This window comes from Actinoplanes sp. 13 (assembly GCF_056134165.1).
This window is the reverse complement of the sequence record NZ_JBVYOQ010000004.1, coordinates 87,369-102,767: the sequence shown is the minus strand read 5'-3', so window position 1 is coordinate 102,767 and position 15,399 is coordinate 87,369. Positions and strand designations below refer to the sequence as shown.

The following is a 15,399-nucleotide window of genomic DNA, read 5'->3' as shown; positions in this document are numbered from 1 at the left end:
CCCCATCGCCCGACGGTCCTTCTCCACCACGAGAGGGACCGTTTGTCGTACCCGCTGCGGCGTTTTTTCTCGCCCCTCTACTCCGACGCCACGGGTTCAAGAAAATCCGTGAGATTGAGCATTCGTACGAGCCATCGAATGTGCTCGTGAGGATTACGCAAACGGCAGGTTCCCTCTGTCATGGCGGCCAGATATTGCAGGCGGGCCAGCATCCGCACCCCGGCCAGGTCGCAGAATTCGACGTTGGTCATGTCGATGACGACGTCCCGGCCCGGGTGCGCGAAGACGATCATCTCCAGGGACTGGGACACCTTTGCCGTGGAGGCGCGGTCGAATTCTCCCGCCAGCCTGATGATCAACTGTGCGCCGCGTCGCTCGGTGGCGAACGTTGCTTGCGGCCGCCGGTTGTTGTCATCGCCCATGTCTTCGGTCTGTGCCACGGTCACCCGTCCCGGCTGTAGAGGGTGGCCCACACGATCTTGCCGTTGCCGCTGGGCAGGGCGCCCCAGGCACTCGCGGCAGCATCGACCACGCGCAGCCCTTGACCGCTGTCCGGGAACAGTGATCCCACCGGGCCGGGCCGTATTTCGAGCAGGCGTGGAAGCCGGCGATCGGCGTCACCCACGATGATGTGCAGACCTCCGGCGCGACGCGCCACCAGCACGGTGATCAGGGTTCGGGCATGCTGGGCGGCGTTGGTCACCAGCTCCGAGATCACGATCCGGGCAGGGTGCAGCAGTGCGGGCAGGTGCCAGGCGGCGCAGGAGTCGGTGACCAGGTTCCGGGCCAGCGCGGACGCTTCAAGGGTCGGCGCCAGACTCAGGACTCGCCGCTCCGTCGCCGGTGACTGGCTGAGGGCGACCGTGCAGGCTTGGGCGGGTGTGGGGAACACCTGCAATCGGCAATGAGAATCGAGGCGGTGGAGCCGGTCGGCCAGCGTGGCGCCTTGCGGTATGCAGAAGAGCACCTGCACAGCCGGATCCAGGCGGTTGCCCGTGCTGTGCACGGCCCGCCACGCGTTCGCACTGGCGGCAGCGGGGTCGGCCATGTCGCGCAGGTCGATGACCAGTGCCGCCGGATGCTCACTCAAGCATTTCTTCGCTGCCAGAAATGCATCGCGAGGCAGTTGTCCCTGCCATTTCCCGCGCACCGACATGGTGATGATCGCGGTGTCGATGTCTGCGTCGACCACCACGCCGCTGTGCCCGTTCGAGCTGGAATGATCTAACGCGTACGGGGAGCTCATACCGGACCAAGTTACGCCGCTGAACCTCCGCACCGCCGTCGGCGTTCCCTCGATCTGATGCATTCACCGGCGGATTCGCAGATGATGGCATAACGATCAATAGGGTCGCTGGAACCGTCCGCACCGGCCGCGACATGGTCATCCCACTACGCCCGTAGACTCGCGGGCCATGGATAACCGCGTGCGGGACAGTTTCGAGGTGAACGGGCGCCGGCTCTCCTATCTCGATTTCGGCGGGCCGGGCCCGGTTCTGCTGGCTCTGCACGGGCATTTCGGCGAGGGTGCGGACTTCGCTCCGCTGGCCGCGTGGCTGGGCCCCGCATGGCGGGTGATCGCGCTCGACCAGCGGGGGCACGGCGAATCCGACCGGGCCGCCGATTACGAGCGCGGCGGCTACGTCGGCGACGTCTCTGCCACCCTCGACCATCTCGGGCTGCCGGAGATCGCCCTGCTCGGTCATTCCCTGGGTGGTGTGAACGCCTATCAGTTCGCCGCCCGGCATCCCGGCCGCGTCACCGCGCTGGTCGTCGAGGACATCGGAGCGGTCTGTGACATCGACCTGACCTTCGCTGCGAAGCTGCCCGACCGCGTTGCGACCCGGGAGGGGCTGGTCGAGGCGCTGGGCCGCGCCGCGCCGTACCTGGAGCGGACTTTCCGGGAGCGGGCGGACGGCTGGGGTTTCTCGTTCGACGCGGCCGACACCGTTCGGTCCCAGCAGGCACTGTCCGGTGACCATTGGCACGACTGGCTGAGCGTGCGATGCCCGACCCTGCTGGTCCGGGGCACCCGCAGCGACGAACTGTCGGCCGAGCACGCCCGCGACATGGCAGCGCGACGATCGATCCGTCTCGTCGAACTGCCGGCCGGACACGTCGTTCACCACGACCAGCCGGACGCCTTCGCCGATTGCGTCCGGCGGTTCCTGGCCTCCGTCAACGGCATTGCCAACCCATAGCTCACCGTCCGGGCCCGCCACCCGAGCGGCGCTCGTCCATGCACTGGCGGGTTGATCCACCCGCATTTCCGGCAGACGTCCAAAATTTTACAAAGAACCGTTCAACTATTGCGGCACTGTGACCGCCACTGTCACGATGACCGTCGATCCCTCCCCCGCCACCCCGGATCGACTGGAGTCCCCATGGCAGTCACCCGCCGTACCCTGCTGTCCTCAGCCGCCCTCGGCCCGCCGGCCGTCGCCCTCGCCGGTGGCGCGCCGGCCCGTGCCGCATCGCCCGCCGGTGACGTGGTCGGCAAGGTCAGCGTCGGTTACCAGGGCTGGTTCGCCTGCCCCGGCGACGGCGCGCCGATCGGCGGCTGGTGGCACTGGAGCCGCGACCGTTTCCAACCGCCGTCACCCGCCAACACCACCATCGTGTCCTGGCCCGACCTGCGCGATTTCACCCACACGTACCCGACGGCGTACCCGAATCTCGGCGACGGCCGGGCCGCCACGCTCTTCTCGTCCTACGACCAGCAGACGGTGGACACGCACTTCGACTGGATGCGGGCCTACAGCATCGACACCGCCGCGCTGCAGCGATTCAACCCGTTCGGCGACGAGGGCCCGACCCGCGACGCGATGACCCGGAAGGTGCGGGCCGCGGCGGAGCGGACCGGCCGCAAGTTCTACATCATGTACGACGTCACCGGCTGGGCGAACATGCAGTCCGAGCTGAAGACCGACTGGACGACCAAGATGTCGGCGCACACCGCGTCCAGCGCGTACGCCCGGCAGAACGGCAAGCCCGTCGTCTGCGTCTGGGGCTTCGGCTTCAACGACGACGGCCGCCCGTTCACCCCGGCCCAGTGCCTCGACGTGGTCAACTGGTTCAAGGCGCAGGGCTGCTACGTGATCGGTGGCGTGCCCACCTACTGGCGCGAGGGCAGGAACGACAGCCGGGCCGGGTTCCTCGACGTCTACCACGCTTTCAACATGCTGTCGCCGTGGATGGTCGGCCGCACCGGCGACCTCGCCGGGCTCGACTGGTTCGCCACCAACGTCAACGCCGCCGACCAGGCCGACTGCAACGCGCACGGCATCGACTACCAGCCGTGTGTGCTGCCCGGCGACCTCTCCGCCGGGCACCGCCGGCACGGCGACTTCTACTGGCGCAGCGTCTACAACATGGTCCGGCTGGGCGCACAGGGCCTCTACGTGTCCATGTTCGACGAGTTCAACGAGGGGAACCAGATCGCCAAGACCGCCGAGACGGCCGCGTCCGTGCCGGCCGGCACCGGGATCCGCGCGCTCGACGAGGACGGCACCTTCTGCTCCGCCGACTACTACCTGCGGATCACCACGGACGCCGGAAAAATGCTCAAGAAGCAGATCCCCCTCACTGCCGTACGCCCGACGCAGCCGACCACCGGAAGCACACCGCCGCCGCAACCCACCGGGGATCTCGCCGCCGGCAAGGCGGTGAACGCCAGCAGCCAGACGCAGGTGTACGGGCCGGGCAACGCGGTCGACGGCAACGCGGGCAGCTACTGGGAGAGCGCGAACCACGTCTTCCCGCAGTGGATCCAGGTCGACCTCGGCTCGGCCGTCACGGTCGGGCGGGCGGTCCTGAAACTGCCGCCGTCGTGGGGTGCGCGGACCCAGACGCTCGCGATCTCCGGGAGCACCGACGGCTCCGCCTTCACCACGCTCGCCGGAGCCGCCGGACGGGTGTTCGACCCCGCGTCCGGCAACACGGTGCCGGTCAGCTTCCCGGCCGCCTCCGTCCGATACCTGCGGGTCACCGTGACCGCGAACTCCGGTTGGCCGGCCGGGCAACTGTCGGCGCTCGAGGCGTACGCGAGCTGATCGGACCGGGCGCGCCCGTGCGGAGAGGCTGCGCTGGACGAGCTCGGCCGCTGCGAGCTACGCCGTCGGCAATGCTGCGCCGCCCTCCGCGCGAGCACGGCCGGCCGTCAGTTCACTCTGCAGGACGAGGACCGCTCCGCCGATCGCTGCCGCGTCGGATCCGCTGACCGACTGCACGACCCGCACCGGATGCGCGCGGCGGGCGAAGGTGCGCCGGTTCACCTCGTGCTCGATCAACGCCTGGTAGGTCGGGCCGGCCACGGTGAAGCTGGGCCCGGCGAGCACGATGAGGTCGAGGTCGAAGAGGCTGGTGATGGTGACGGCGGCGCAGCCCAGGTACCGCGCTGACTGCTCGATGAGGTGGCGTGCCTGCGCGTTGCCGGTGTTCGCGGCGGTGGCGATGCGCGCGAACCCGGTGAGGAAGTCTGTTTCCGCCGGGTCGAGCCTCAGCCGGCCGGCGAGCCCGGGCGTCGCCAGTGCCTGGCGGACCACGGCGGCCGGACCGGCGTAATTCTCCAGGCAGCCGCGGTTGCCGCACGGACACTCGTCGCCGTTGACATCGATGGAGATGTGGCCGATCTCCACGCTGTTGGAGGAACTGCCGCGGTACACCTCGCCGGCCACGACGACGCCGCCGCCGATCCCGGTTGCCATGTAGATGCAGCCGTAGGTGCTGCGCGGGTCGATCGTGCCGATCCAGTACTCGCCGATCGCGGCCGCGGCGGCGTCGTTGTCGAGCAGGACGGGCATGCCCAGGATGTCGGCGAGACGGGGTGCGACCGGGTAGTCGTACCACTCGCCGGTCGGCTGGGGGGTCAACAGCAGGCCGGCGTGCCGGTCCTGCGGGCCGTAGCTGACCAGTCCGGCCCCGAGGACCTTGTCGCGGTCGATGGCCGTCGCGTCAAGGAGCGCGTTCACCTGAGTGGCCAGGAACGGCAGCGCCTGTTCCGGTGGCATCCGGACCGTGCCGGCGAACGAGGTCCTGGCCACCTGCCGCCCGGCCAGGTCGACGACCACGATGACGCAGGCGTTGCGTTCGAGCTGGACACCGACGCTGTAGCGGGCGGGCGGGTTGAGCTGCAGCAGGGTGGGCGGTTTGCCGCCGGTCGACGCGCCGCGCCCGGCCTCGACCACCAGACCGTCGGTCATCAGGTCCCGCACGACCTCGGAGATGGTCGGTGGGGTCAGGCCGGAGGATGTCGCGAGTTCGATGCGGCTGATCGTGCGGGCCGCCCTGATCAGGTCGAGCACCATTCCGCGTGTCTTCAGCCTGCTGCCCCAGACCGGGCTGGTCGGCATGCCACCCCCTCGGCAGGTGCCGCACGGACTTCCGCGAGTCAGCCTACTTGGCGTCTGCGGCAACGGCCGTTACGTGGGCGGCGCCGAGCCGGCCGTGCCGCCTCCGATGCGTACATTGACTTTGGTAAATGGCCTAAATAAGCTGCTGGGAGCGCTCCCACGCTGAGGAGGTCAGAGAATGAGAATTCGTCGTGCTTTTCTCGCCGCCGGCTCCGCCGCGGCAGTCATCGCCGGTGCCGTGGCCGCGGCCACGCTGCCCGCGGCCGCGGCGACCACCGGATGTTCGGTCACCTACACGGTGCAGAGCCAGTGGTCCGGCGGGTTCGCCGCGAACGTCGCCATCACCAACCTCGGGACGGCCGTCACCAGCTGGACGTTGGCCTTCGACTTCCCGAGCACCGCCCAGAAGCTCAATCAGGGCTGGAGTGCCACCTGGGCGCAGTCGGGCACCCGCGTCACGGCCGCAAGCCTGAACTGGAACGGGCAGCTCGGCACGGGGGCGTCCACGTCGATCGGTTTCACCGGCGCGTGGAACAGCACCAATCCGGTCCCGGCCGCCTTCTCCCTCAACGGCGTCGTGTGTACGGGCTCGGTCGTCCCGCCGACGTCGGATCCCACCTCCGCGCCGCCGAGCACGCCGCCGGTCAGCGGACCGGCTCCGCAGCTCAAGGTCGCGGGCAACCAGATCGTCACCGCGGACGGCCGGGCGTACCGGCTGCTCGGCGTGAGCCGCTCCAGCGGCGAGTTCGCCTGCGTGCAGGGCAAGGGACTCTGGGATTCCGGCCCGGTCGACCAGGCGTCGGTCGACGCGATGAAGACCTGGAACATCCGCGCCGTACGCATCCCGCTGAACGAGGAGTGCTGGCTCGGCGTCAACGGCTCGCCCAGCGGCGCCCCGTACCAGCAGGGCGTCAAGGAATATGTGGACCTCCTGGTCGCCAACGGCATCAACGTGATCCTGGATCTGCACTGGACGTGGGGCGCCTACACCACCGGGCCGGACTGGCACTGCACGGACGAGCACGCAACCTGCCAGAAGCCGGCGCCCGACGCACGCTACGCACCCCAGTTCTGGACCGGCGTGGCGAATGCGTTCAAGGGCAACGACGCCGTCGTCTTCGACCTGTTCAACGAGCCCTACCCGGAGATCGCCGCGGACTGGAACAAGACCCTGGGCTGGCAGTGCCTGCGCGACGGCGGCACCTGCGCCGGCATCCCCTACGAGGTGGCCGGCATGCAGGACCTGGTCGACGCGGTCCGCGCCACCGGCGCCACGAACATGCTGATGATCGGTGGGCTGGAATGGACCAACGACATGCGGGAGTGGCTGGCACACCGACCGGCCGACCCGCTGAACAACATCGCCGCGTCGTGGCACGCGTACAGCTTCAACGCCTGCGCGAACGAGTCCTGCTGGGACAGCCAGATCGCTCCGCTGGCAGAGCAGGTGCCGGTGGTTCTGGGCGAGTTCGGCCAGGACGACTGCGCCTTCGACTACATGCAACGGCTGGTCACCTGGGCCGACGCCCATGACATGGGATACCTGGCCTGGACCTGGAACCCGTGGGGCTGCACCAGCGGCGCCGTCCTCATCAAGGACTGGTCCGGGACACCGGAGCCCGGCGTCGGCGAGGGCTTCAAGGCCCACCTGCTGACCCAGAGCCCGTACGTCTAGCGCTCCCTCCGGCCGGCTCGCTCTTGCGGGCCGGCCGGCCCGGGCGACCCGGAATCCTCCGCACCGCGACCATGCTCCGCGTCACCCACGGTCCGGCAGCCGCCCCCACCACCACGCATCGAAGTCCTACGATGCTCTGATCGCGCGACCGCGGCCTGACGGGGGAAACATGATCAAACTATCGGCACCTGCCCGAACGCTCCTGGCGTCGTTACCGGTCCTGGCGGTGACGCTCTCCGCAGCTCCCGCAGCTCCCGCAGCTCCCGCAGCGGCAGCGACGGCACCCGCCCGGGCGGACCTGGAGTTCGAATGGCGCCCGGAGTCCACCGACGTGTCGTACCTGGGTGGCATGGGGGCACGGGCGTTCGTGCAGGCGTTCGCCACCAACATCGGCACGAGAGCCGCGTCCCGGGTGACGTTCCACTTCACCCCGCCGCCGGGCAGCACGATGGACCCCGCCGAGAACGACCAGTTCGGCTGGGCCTGTGACACCTCGGCCGCGACGTGGGCCTGCACCAACGGGCGCACCCTCGGGGCCGGCGAGTTCGAGGCCCTGAACCTGACGGTCCTGCTCCCCGCCGGGACGGTGGGTGACACGGTCACGATGAAGGGCTCGGTGTCCACCACCACGCCCGAGCGGTCGCTGAGGAACAACAGCGGTGAGACGACGTTCCGGTACGTCGTGCCGCGCCCCGCCGACATCGCGGTCAACAGCGTCTCCGTCGTTCCTGCCCACCAGGTCAAGGCGAACGAGCAGTTCGACGTGCATGTCGAGATGGACAACGTCGGAGGGAGCCCCGCCCACGACGTCACGGTGCGGATTCCGCTGCCCGCCACCGTGCGGGCCGCGTCGCTCGACCCCGAGTACCCCGGGTGGACCTGTGCCCTGGTCGGTGCGGCCGTCGAGTGCGCCCGCGACGGCGCGTACGACGTGACCCAGCTGTACAACCGGCTGCGGCTGCGGCTGGTCGCCGGGCCGGGCACCCCGGACGGGCCGCTGACCTTCACCGCCACCGCCGCCACGACGAGCCCGGAGGAGAGCACCGAGAACAACACCGCCAGTGGCGGCACGGTCTACTTCGCCGAGGGCGTGATGAGCGGCCACGCCTGGCTGGACAACGACCGGGACGGCCGGCGGGACGCGGACGAGCCGGGCGCGTACGGCAAGGTGGGCAAGATCGAGTTCGTGCTGGAAGGCACCGAACCGGACTGGGACGTCCCCCGCGCACACCTCGGCGAACAAGGCACCTACTCCACGCGGCTGAAGCCGGGCCGCTACGTGGCGAACGTCTACCTGATGGTCGAATCGCCGTACGACTTCACGGTGCCGGACGTGGGCGACGACGCCACGGATTCTGACGTCGTCGGCAGCACCGGCGACTACTACAAGCAGGGCTGGAGCGCCGTGGTGGAGGTGACCGACGCCGGCGAGGCCGTCGTCGACGTCGGCTTGGTCCCGGTCGCCTGACGTTCTGAGCCGCTGCCTCTTGGCCGGGCAGAATGATCACATGTCTGACGCGCCGATCGCCGTGTTCGACGTGGACGGGGTGGTGGCGGATGTCCGTCACCGCCTGCGCCACGTCGCGCACCGGCCGAAGAACTGGGCGGCGTTCTTCGCCGCGGCCGACCGGGACACGCCCCTCGAGACCGGCGTCGACCTGATCCGTTCGTACGCGGCCGACCACCGTGTGGTGTGGCTGACCGGCCGCCCGGAGCGGCTACGGCCGGTGACCGAGCGCTGGTTCGCCAGGCACGGGCTGCCGGCCGGCACACTGCTGATGCGGCCGGACGACGACCGTCGGCCGGCCCGCGACTACAAGCACGGCCGGCTGCGCAAGCTGTCCCGCGAGGGAACCATCGCCGTGGTCGTCGACGACGACCCGGCGGTGGTCAAGCTGCTCAAGGCCGAGGGTTTCCCGGTCCGGCTCGCCGACTGGGTGCCGTACGCGAAGTCGTTGCGGCAGGCGCAGGAGAGCGACGGCCGTACCTGATCCGGTTCAGGATCGAGCAGGACCACCCGTGGGTACGGACCCGCCCGGTTCGCCCGGTCCGGCGCCGGCTCAACCGGTCGGTGGGGTGCTGCCGGTGAGGGTGAGGAAACGGTCGACCGCCAGTTCGGCCTCGGCGCGGAGCCGCTCGGGTGGGGGTGCCGGCTCGCCGAGCAGTGACCGGATCTGCACGTCGCGGACGGTCAGCCCGTACAACAGCTGGAAAGCCTCGGCGGGATCGCCGGCGCGCAGTCGGCCCTGATCGGTGAGCCGGGTCAGGTATCCCTCGATCAGCGGCCCGGTGGTGTACCGGCCGTGCCGCAGCAACAGAGCGGCGAGGTCGGGGGAGGTCATGGCGGCCCGGTTCAGCGCCACCGAGGTGCCGCTGGTGAGCAGCCGCAGGAGGCTCTCGGCGATGACGGTCAGAGTCGCGCGCGGCTCGGCGGCGCTGTCCAGGGCGGCCGCCACGGCCCCGGCGACCTGGCCGGACTGCCGTTCGATCAGGGCCGCGAGCAGCCCGTCACGGTTGCTGAACCACGTGTAGAGGCTCTCCTTCGAACAGCCGGCGCGGGCGGCGACGGCCTGCATGGTGGTGCCGTCGAGGCCGTGGAGGACAAGCTCGGCGAGTGCCGCATCGAGGGCGGCGTGGCGGCGAACCTCCTGCTCGCCGGCGCGGGGCCGACCTCGTCGGGTCTGTCCGGTCACAGAGACCTCCGATGCCACTGGCGCTTAATCGAACTGTCAAGTACGGTTTAATCCGTACTCGCCGGTTCGATTATAGCTGGAGGCACCATGGACGCCGCCCACCGCACCGCCCGCGCCTGGACCCTGGGGTCAGCCACCGTGGCGACCGGCCTGATCGCCGGCTTCTTCTACGCTTACGCCTGCTCCGTGATGCTCGGGCTGGCCCGGGTCGACGACCACACCTTCATCAGCGCCATGCAATGGATCAACGCCACCGTCCGCAACGGATGGTTCGCCGCGAGCTTCTTCGGCGCACTGCCGCTGACCGCCGCAGCCGCGATCCTGCACCTGCGCCGCGACGGCAGGCGGGTGCTGCCCTGGGCCGCGGCAGCCTTCCTGCTCTACGCGGCCGCCTTCGCGATCACGATGGGCATCAGCGTGCCGCTCAACGAGGAGCTCGCGACGGCCGGCAGCCCCGGCGCCATCAGCGATCCCGGCGCGGTGCGGGCGGCGTACGAGGACGTCTGGGTGCGCTGGAACCTGGTTCGCACGCTCGCCTCGACCGCCGCTCTGGTCTGCCTGGTCCAGGCGCTGATCGTGCACGCTCGGCCGGTCGCCCACGCTGCCGGTGTCGCCGAGCTCGTCAAACGCGGCACGCCGGCACCTGCGTCGGCGTCGGGTCCCGGATCAGATCCGGCGTCGCCGTCGCAGCCCGGACCGCAGTCCCGGTAGGGACAGTCCACCACCTCGGCAGGACGTGGCAGATGGTCGGCGGCGTTGACGCACATCCGGCTGACGACGTGCGTCCGCGTCGTACTCACATGCCGCCGTCCGTGTGCGCCAGCCGTTGACGAGCACGTCGCACACCGCAGTGGAACCGCCCAGGCGCCCCATTATCGACTTCGTCGACGAGGGAGCACACGATCATGCTGGCGAGCGCACGCCGGCGACCTCGGTCCGCCTCCGTGAGGCCTGCTTTGTGTCGTACCGTCCTGGCATCCTCGAGAGCATGTCGGAGATCAGGCCCCCGTTGTCGGCGACGCTGACCGGCGCTGAATTGCGCCGGTGGTATTGGACCCTGCAGGAACTGACGGCCCTCGCTCGCGAACTCGCCGTTGCGCGCGGTGGTGGCAAGCAAGCTCTGACCGATCGTCTCGCTGCCGCCCTCGACGGGGCGCCGACTCCCTCAGCCCCAGGTTCACGCGTCGCCGGCCGGCAACTGAGCGCCCCGGTCACGAACCAAACCGTCATCCCGGCCGGGCAACGCTGTGGCCAAGTGCTCCGCCAGCACTTCCGCCGAGAGATCGGCCCTGCCTTCACGTTCGACGCCTTCATGCGCACGTTCATCGCCGACGGCGACGGCCGGACCCTCGGCGAAGCAGTGGCACACTGGCACGCCACCCGTGGCGCGGCCGGTCGGCCCCAGCCGATCGGCGCACAGTTCGAACTCAACGCCTATCTCCGCACCTGGCGGCACGACCATCCCGATGGCAGCCGCGACGAGGCATTGGCCGCATGGCGTCACCATCGCGCACTACCACTGGAGGCGCGCACAACTGCCGCCGTCAAGGGTCGGTAGCGATGCACGGATAGCCCACCTCTCCCACGGGCTCCCCGTCACCCTGAAGTGTGAACACGACATGAGCAACTGGCTCGCCGTCCCTGAACCCGCGCAGATCGAACTCTTGTGCCGCGTAACTGATCCGGTCTCCGGTCTCGCGGCCACCACGTTGCGCTGTGACCCGATGTCGAATCTCCTCGGTGTTCCCTGCGGGAAACTCTGGTCCACCGACGTAATGCGTCGTCGGCACCCATCCGGGTGCGCATCGGCGTGCTGGACCACCATGGCAGTCGAGGACCCCGGAGTTGTCGCTCCCGTCTCCCCTGATCGTGGCGATACTCTCTGCTGGTTACCCAGGATCTGAAGGAGAGTGGCGGATGGGCACGCGACAGGAGATCAGCGCTCTGCCTCCGGAAGCCGATCTGGCCCGGGCGGACTCGCTGGCGCGGGAGATCTTCTCCGACGTGGCCAACAAGTGGGCTTTCCTGATCATCGAGTTTCTGGGGCAGGGCACCCTGCGCTTCAGCGAGCTGCGCAACGAGATCGGCGGCATCAGCCACAAGATGCTCACCCAGAACCTGCGCATGCTGGAACGCAACGGGTTGGTGGAGCGAACAGTCCACCCCACCATCCCGCCGCGCGTCGAGTACACCCTCACCGACGCCGGCGAGGGCCTACGGGCGGTGGTCGACGGCATGTGTGGCTGGACCCAGCAATACCTGGGCCACATCGAGACGTCCCGCAGCCGTTTCCGCGCCCCGGCCGGTTAGTCGAGAACAGCGACCGCTTCCACCTCCACGAGGTGCTCCGGCACGTCCAGCGCCACGATGCCGAACAGCGACGCCGGCGCGGCCGGCGTGACGCCCAGCTTCGCCGCCGCGCGCGCGATCCCGTCCAGCAGCAACGGCATCTGCTCGGGCTGCCAGTCGACGACGTGCACGGTCAGCTTCACCACGTCGGCGAAGGTCGCGCCGACGCCGGCCAGGGCGGCGCCGACGTTGAGGTAGCACTGCTCGACCTGGGCGGCGAGGTCACCCTCGCCGACTGTCTTGCCCGCCGCATCCCAGGCGACCTGACCGGCGACGTGGATCAACTTCGAACCGGTCGCCACCGACACCTGCCGGTAGATCGGGATTTCCGGCAGCCCGCTCGGGTTCACCAGGGTTACCGCCATGACGCGTACCTCCGTGCTTTCTTTCGGTTACCGGGAAACCATAGGAAACCTTCGGTGAGCAGCGGAAGAACGCACTTTTTAGTGACTCGGTAACCAGAAGGTGACCGCCAAGGGAGGTGACTGCCAGGTTCGCCTGTGCACGGCAGATTCGCGATCGTGTGGTGGGCCGTGCAGCGCATGCCGCTACGGGGTAGCGTCTGGGGTGCGGTCCTCGTGGGCTGTTGCCCCAGCCCCCGGCATACGTCGAATCGTGCTGAGGTGACGTTGTGGACCCGCAATCCGCCGGTGGCTTCGCAGTCTCTGTGTCAGCCGCCCCGGCCGAAGCTTCGGCGTTGATCCGCGTCGACGGCGACATCGACATGGCAGCATCCGCAGCGCTGTCCGCAGTCGCTGAGCGGCTGGCCACCGCAGCGCCGGCCAGCGTCGTGATCGACCTGGCCGAAGTCACCTTCGCCTGCGCGGTCCTGCCCAACTTCCTGGCACACCTGCACCACCGTCTGCCGGCAGCCTCAACCATCCTGTTGTGCCGTCCCACACCCGGCACCCGGCAAGTCCTGCTGATGACCCGGATGGACCAGATCGCCACGCTGAGCGCGGATCTGCCGAATCCCGAACACTCGCCGCCGGCTACGCGGAGCAGGCGACGCGCGTCGGCATGCGTATCCACTCAGAAGTGAGGACAACACCATGACCCGAAGCCATCAGCTCCACCGGCAGGTATCGGCTCCGGTCGCGAAAGTCGTGGGTTGGGACGCGCTCGATGTCCGTGCCGTCGACACCGCCCGGCTCCTTGCCGCCGACGCCGTGCAGAAGGTCGGCAACGGTCACCCCGGCACGGCGATGAGCCTGGCGCCGCTGGCCTACCTGCTGTTCCACGACGTCATGCGGCATGACCCGAACGACGATCAGTGGCTGGGCCGGGACCGGTTCGTCTTGTCGGCCGGGCACACCAGCCTCACCCTTTACACCCAGCTCTACCTCAACGGTTACGGCCTGGATCTGGACGACCTGCGGGCGCTGCGCACCTGGGGCTCTGCCACACCGGGACACCCCGAGTTCCGGCACACCCGAGGCGTGGAGATCACTACTGGACCGCTCGGGCAGGGCCTGGCCGGCGCCGTCGGCATGGCGATGGCCGGCCGCCGGGAGCGGGGCCTGCTCGATCCGGAGGCCGCGCCGGGTGAGAGCCCGTTCGACCACCACATCTATGTGATCGCCTCCGACGGCGATCTCATGGAAGGCGTCACCGCCGAGGCCAGCTCCTTGGCCGGACACCAGCAGCTGGGCAACCTGGTGGTGTTCTACGACGCGAACCACATCTCCATCGAGGACGACACCGACATCTCGTTCAGCGAGGACGTCCCCGGCCGCTATGCCGCGTACGGCTGGCACGTCCAGACCGTCGACTGGACCAGCACCGGCGAGTACGTCGAGGACATCGACGCCCTACACGCCGCTATCGAGGCCGCCAAGGCAGAGACCGGGCGGCCATCGCTGATCAAGCTCCGTACCATCATCGGCTGGCCCGCCCCCACCCTGCAGAACAGCGGCAAGGCGCACGGGTCCGCCCTCGGCACCGACGAGATCGCCGCGACGAAACGACTGCTCGGCTTCGACCCGGACGCCTCGTTCACCGTCGAGGACGAGGTACTGACCCACGCTCGTGCGAGCGTCGCGCGCGGGTCACGCGTACATCAAGAGTGGTTGCCCGGTTTCGAGGCCTGGCGCACCGCCCGTCCGGACCGGGCCGCGCTGCTCGACCGGCTGCTCAAGCGCCGGCTGCCGGACGGCTGGGAGGCGGCCCTGCCCACCTTCGCGCCGGACGCCAAGGGCATGGCCACCCGCAAGGCCTCCGGAGAGATCCTGACCGCGCTCGCGCCGGTGCTGCCGGAGCTGTGGGGCGGCTCGGCGGACCTCGCCGAGAGCAACAACACCACCATGACCGGCCAGCCGTCGTTCATCCCCGTCGACCGGCAGACCCGCAACTGGTCCGGCAGCCCGTACGGCCGCACCTTGCACTTCGGCATCCGCGAGCACGCCATGGGCTCCATCCTCAACGGCATCGCCCTGCAGAGCCTCACCCGCCCGTACGGCGGCACGTTCCTGGTGTTCAGCGACTACATGCGCCCCGCCGTCCGGCTGGCCGCGCTCATGCAACTGCCCGCCACCTACGTCTGGACCCACGACTCCATCGGCCTCGGGGAGGACGGCCCCACCCACCAGCCCGTCGAACATCTTGCCGCGCTGCGCGCCATCCCCGGCCTGGACGTCGTGCGTCCCGGCGACGCCAACGAGACCACTGTCTGCTGGCGGACGATCCTGGAGCACACCGACCGGCCCGCCGGCATCATCCTCACCCGGCAGAACCTGCCCGTGCTGGACCGTGGCCCCGACGGTTACGCGGCAGCGGACGGCGCGGCCCGCGGCGGCTACGTGCTGGCCGGCGCGGACGCCGACGTGCTGCTGATCGCCACCGGCTCGGAGGTGCAGATCGCCCTCGACGCCCGCGGCCTGCTCGCCGGCGAGGGCATCACCGCCCGTGTGGTGTCGATGCCGTGCCGGGAATGGTTCGCCCAGCAGCCCTTGTCGTACCGCGACGAGGTGCTGCCGCCCTCAGTGCGCGCGCGGGTCAGCGTCGAGGCCGGCATCGGCCAGGGCTGGCGCGACATCGTCGGCGACGCCGGGCGCATCATCAGCCTCGAGCACTTCGGTGCCTCCGCCGACCACCAGCGGCTCTACCAGGAATTCGGCATCACCGCCGAAGCCGTCGCTCAGGCAGCCCGCGACAGCATCCACGCCATCTCCGGCCCGATTCGTCCCGGCGGAGACCAGCGCACCGCCTCCCCGACGACGGGTGGCACCGGCGACCAGCCCCAGTGACATCCGTCCTGTTGGCGAGGTTCGCCCGGGGCAGGAATCGCCGCGCTCAGCATGGTGGACGTCGGTTCAAGCACATCAGCAGAGGT

15 protein-coding genes are annotated in these 15,399 nt (G+C 69.5%); 10 read left to right on the top strand and 5 right to left on the bottom strand.

From position 1 onward, the window contains the following. Window positions 1–77: 77 nt before the first annotated feature. Together AC0NH5_RS10915 and AC0NH5_RS10910 are read right to left on the bottom strand one after the other, a co-directional pair. Entirely contained in the window at window positions 78–446 is a 369-nt protein-coding gene (locus AC0NH5_RS10915; protein ID WP_474402490.1) for an STAS domain-containing protein, read from the bottom strand. Continuing rightward, on the bottom strand, window positions 443–1,309 hold the full coding sequence (locus AC0NH5_RS10910) for an ATP-binding protein (protein WP_474402489.1): 867 nt from the start codon (window positions 1,307–1,309) through the stop codon (window positions 443–445). The genes AC0NH5_RS10915 and AC0NH5_RS10910 overlap by 4 nt, the downstream gene beginning before the upstream one ends. A gap of 106 nt (window positions 1,310–1,415) precedes the next feature. Here AC0NH5_RS10910 and AC0NH5_RS10905 point away from each other — a divergent pair, with 106 nt between their 5' ends. Both AC0NH5_RS10905 and AC0NH5_RS10900 read left to right on the top strand, forming a co-directional pair. Further along, on the top strand, window positions 1,416–2,201 hold the full coding sequence (locus tag AC0NH5_RS10905; protein ID WP_474402488.1) for an alpha/beta fold hydrolase: 786 nt from the start codon (window positions 1,416–1,418) through the stop codon (window positions 2,199–2,201). A 183-nt stretch (window positions 2,202–2,384) separates the two neighbouring features. Beyond that, window positions 2,385–4,052 carry a glycoside hydrolase family 99 protein gene (locus AC0NH5_RS10900; RefSeq protein WP_474402487.1) on the top strand — a complete coding sequence of 556 codons (1,668 nt, stop codon included), beginning with the start codon at window positions 2,385–2,387 and terminating at the stop codon, window positions 4,050–4,052. 57 nt (window positions 4,053–4,109) lie between these two features. Here the strand turns inward: AC0NH5_RS10900 and AC0NH5_RS10895 are convergent, their stop codons facing one another. Beyond that, entirely contained in the window at window positions 4,110–5,351 is a 1,242-nt protein-coding gene (locus AC0NH5_RS10895; protein ID WP_474402486.1) for an ROK family transcriptional regulator, read from the bottom strand. A gap of 178 nt (window positions 5,352–5,529) precedes the next feature. Between AC0NH5_RS10895 and AC0NH5_RS10890 the strand changes: the two genes are divergently transcribed. From AC0NH5_RS10890 to AC0NH5_RS10880, 3 genes are all read left to right on the top strand, one after another. Then, entirely contained in the window at window positions 5,530–7,026 is a 1,497-nt protein-coding gene (locus tag AC0NH5_RS10890) for a cellulase family glycosylhydrolase (RefSeq protein ID WP_474402484.1), read from the top strand. Window positions 7,027–7,252: 226 nt separating this feature from the next. Further along, the gene (locus AC0NH5_RS10885; RefSeq protein ID WP_474402483.1) at window positions 7,253–8,494 is read left to right on the top strand and encodes a hypothetical protein; all 1,242 of its coding nucleotides are present in this window, start codon (window positions 7,253–7,255) and stop codon (window positions 8,492–8,494) included. Between the two features lie 40 nt (window positions 8,495–8,534). Then, window positions 8,535–9,017, top strand: a complete 483-nt coding sequence (locus AC0NH5_RS10880; RefSeq protein ID WP_474402482.1) for a phosphatase domain-containing protein — start codon at window positions 8,535–8,537, stop codon at window positions 9,015–9,017. A gap of 69 nt (window positions 9,018–9,086) precedes the next feature. Here the strand turns inward: AC0NH5_RS10880 and AC0NH5_RS10875 are convergent, their stop codons facing one another. Beyond that, the gene (locus AC0NH5_RS10875) at window positions 9,087–9,719 is read right to left on the bottom strand and encodes a TetR/AcrR family transcriptional regulator (protein ID WP_474402481.1); all 633 of its coding nucleotides are present in this window, start codon (window positions 9,717–9,719) and stop codon (window positions 9,087–9,089) included. Window positions 9,720–9,806: 87 nt separating this feature from the next. Here AC0NH5_RS10875 and AC0NH5_RS10870 point away from each other — a divergent pair, with 87 nt between their 5' ends. The 3 genes from AC0NH5_RS10870 (at window position 9,807) to AC0NH5_RS10860 (ending at window position 12,029) form a co-directional block, all read left to right on the top strand. After that, entirely contained in the window at window positions 9,807–10,430 is a 624-nt protein-coding gene (locus AC0NH5_RS10870; RefSeq protein ID WP_474402480.1) for an anthrone oxygenase family protein, read from the top strand. Between the two features lie 277 nt (window positions 10,431–10,707). Continuing rightward, window positions 10,708–11,277: a DUF6434 domain-containing protein gene (locus tag AC0NH5_RS10865; protein WP_474402479.1), complete on the top strand. Its 570-nt coding sequence runs from the start codon at window positions 10,708–10,710 to the stop codon at window positions 11,275–11,277. A gap of 359 nt (window positions 11,278–11,636) precedes the next feature. Beyond that, window positions 11,637–12,029, top strand: coding sequence for a winged helix-turn-helix transcriptional regulator (locus tag AC0NH5_RS10860; protein ID WP_474402478.1), 393 nt, complete (start codon window positions 11,637–11,639; stop codon window positions 12,027–12,029). Here the strand turns inward: AC0NH5_RS10860 and AC0NH5_RS10855 are convergent. Next, window positions 12,026–12,433: a RidA family protein gene (locus tag AC0NH5_RS10855; protein ID WP_474402477.1), complete on the bottom strand. Its 408-nt coding sequence runs from the start codon at window positions 12,431–12,433 to the stop codon at window positions 12,026–12,028. The two genes, AC0NH5_RS10860 and AC0NH5_RS10855, sit on opposite strands and share 4 nt — an antisense overlap. A gap of 332 nt (window positions 12,434–12,765) precedes the next feature. On the opposite strand from AC0NH5_RS10855, the gene AC0NH5_RS10850 reads away from it, so the two are divergent. Both AC0NH5_RS10850 and tkt read left to right on the top strand, forming a co-directional pair. Then, the gene (locus AC0NH5_RS10850) at window positions 12,766–13,110 is read left to right on the top strand and encodes an STAS domain-containing protein (RefSeq protein ID WP_474402476.1); all 345 of its coding nucleotides are present in this window, start codon (window positions 12,766–12,768) and stop codon (window positions 13,108–13,110) included. A 10-nt stretch (window positions 13,111–13,120) separates the two neighbouring features. Further along, a complete protein-coding gene (tkt, locus tag AC0NH5_RS10845) occupies window positions 13,121–15,313 on the top strand; it encodes a transketolase (protein WP_474402474.1) in 2,193 nt (730 codons plus the stop codon). Window positions 15,314–15,399 lie beyond the last annotated feature (86 nt).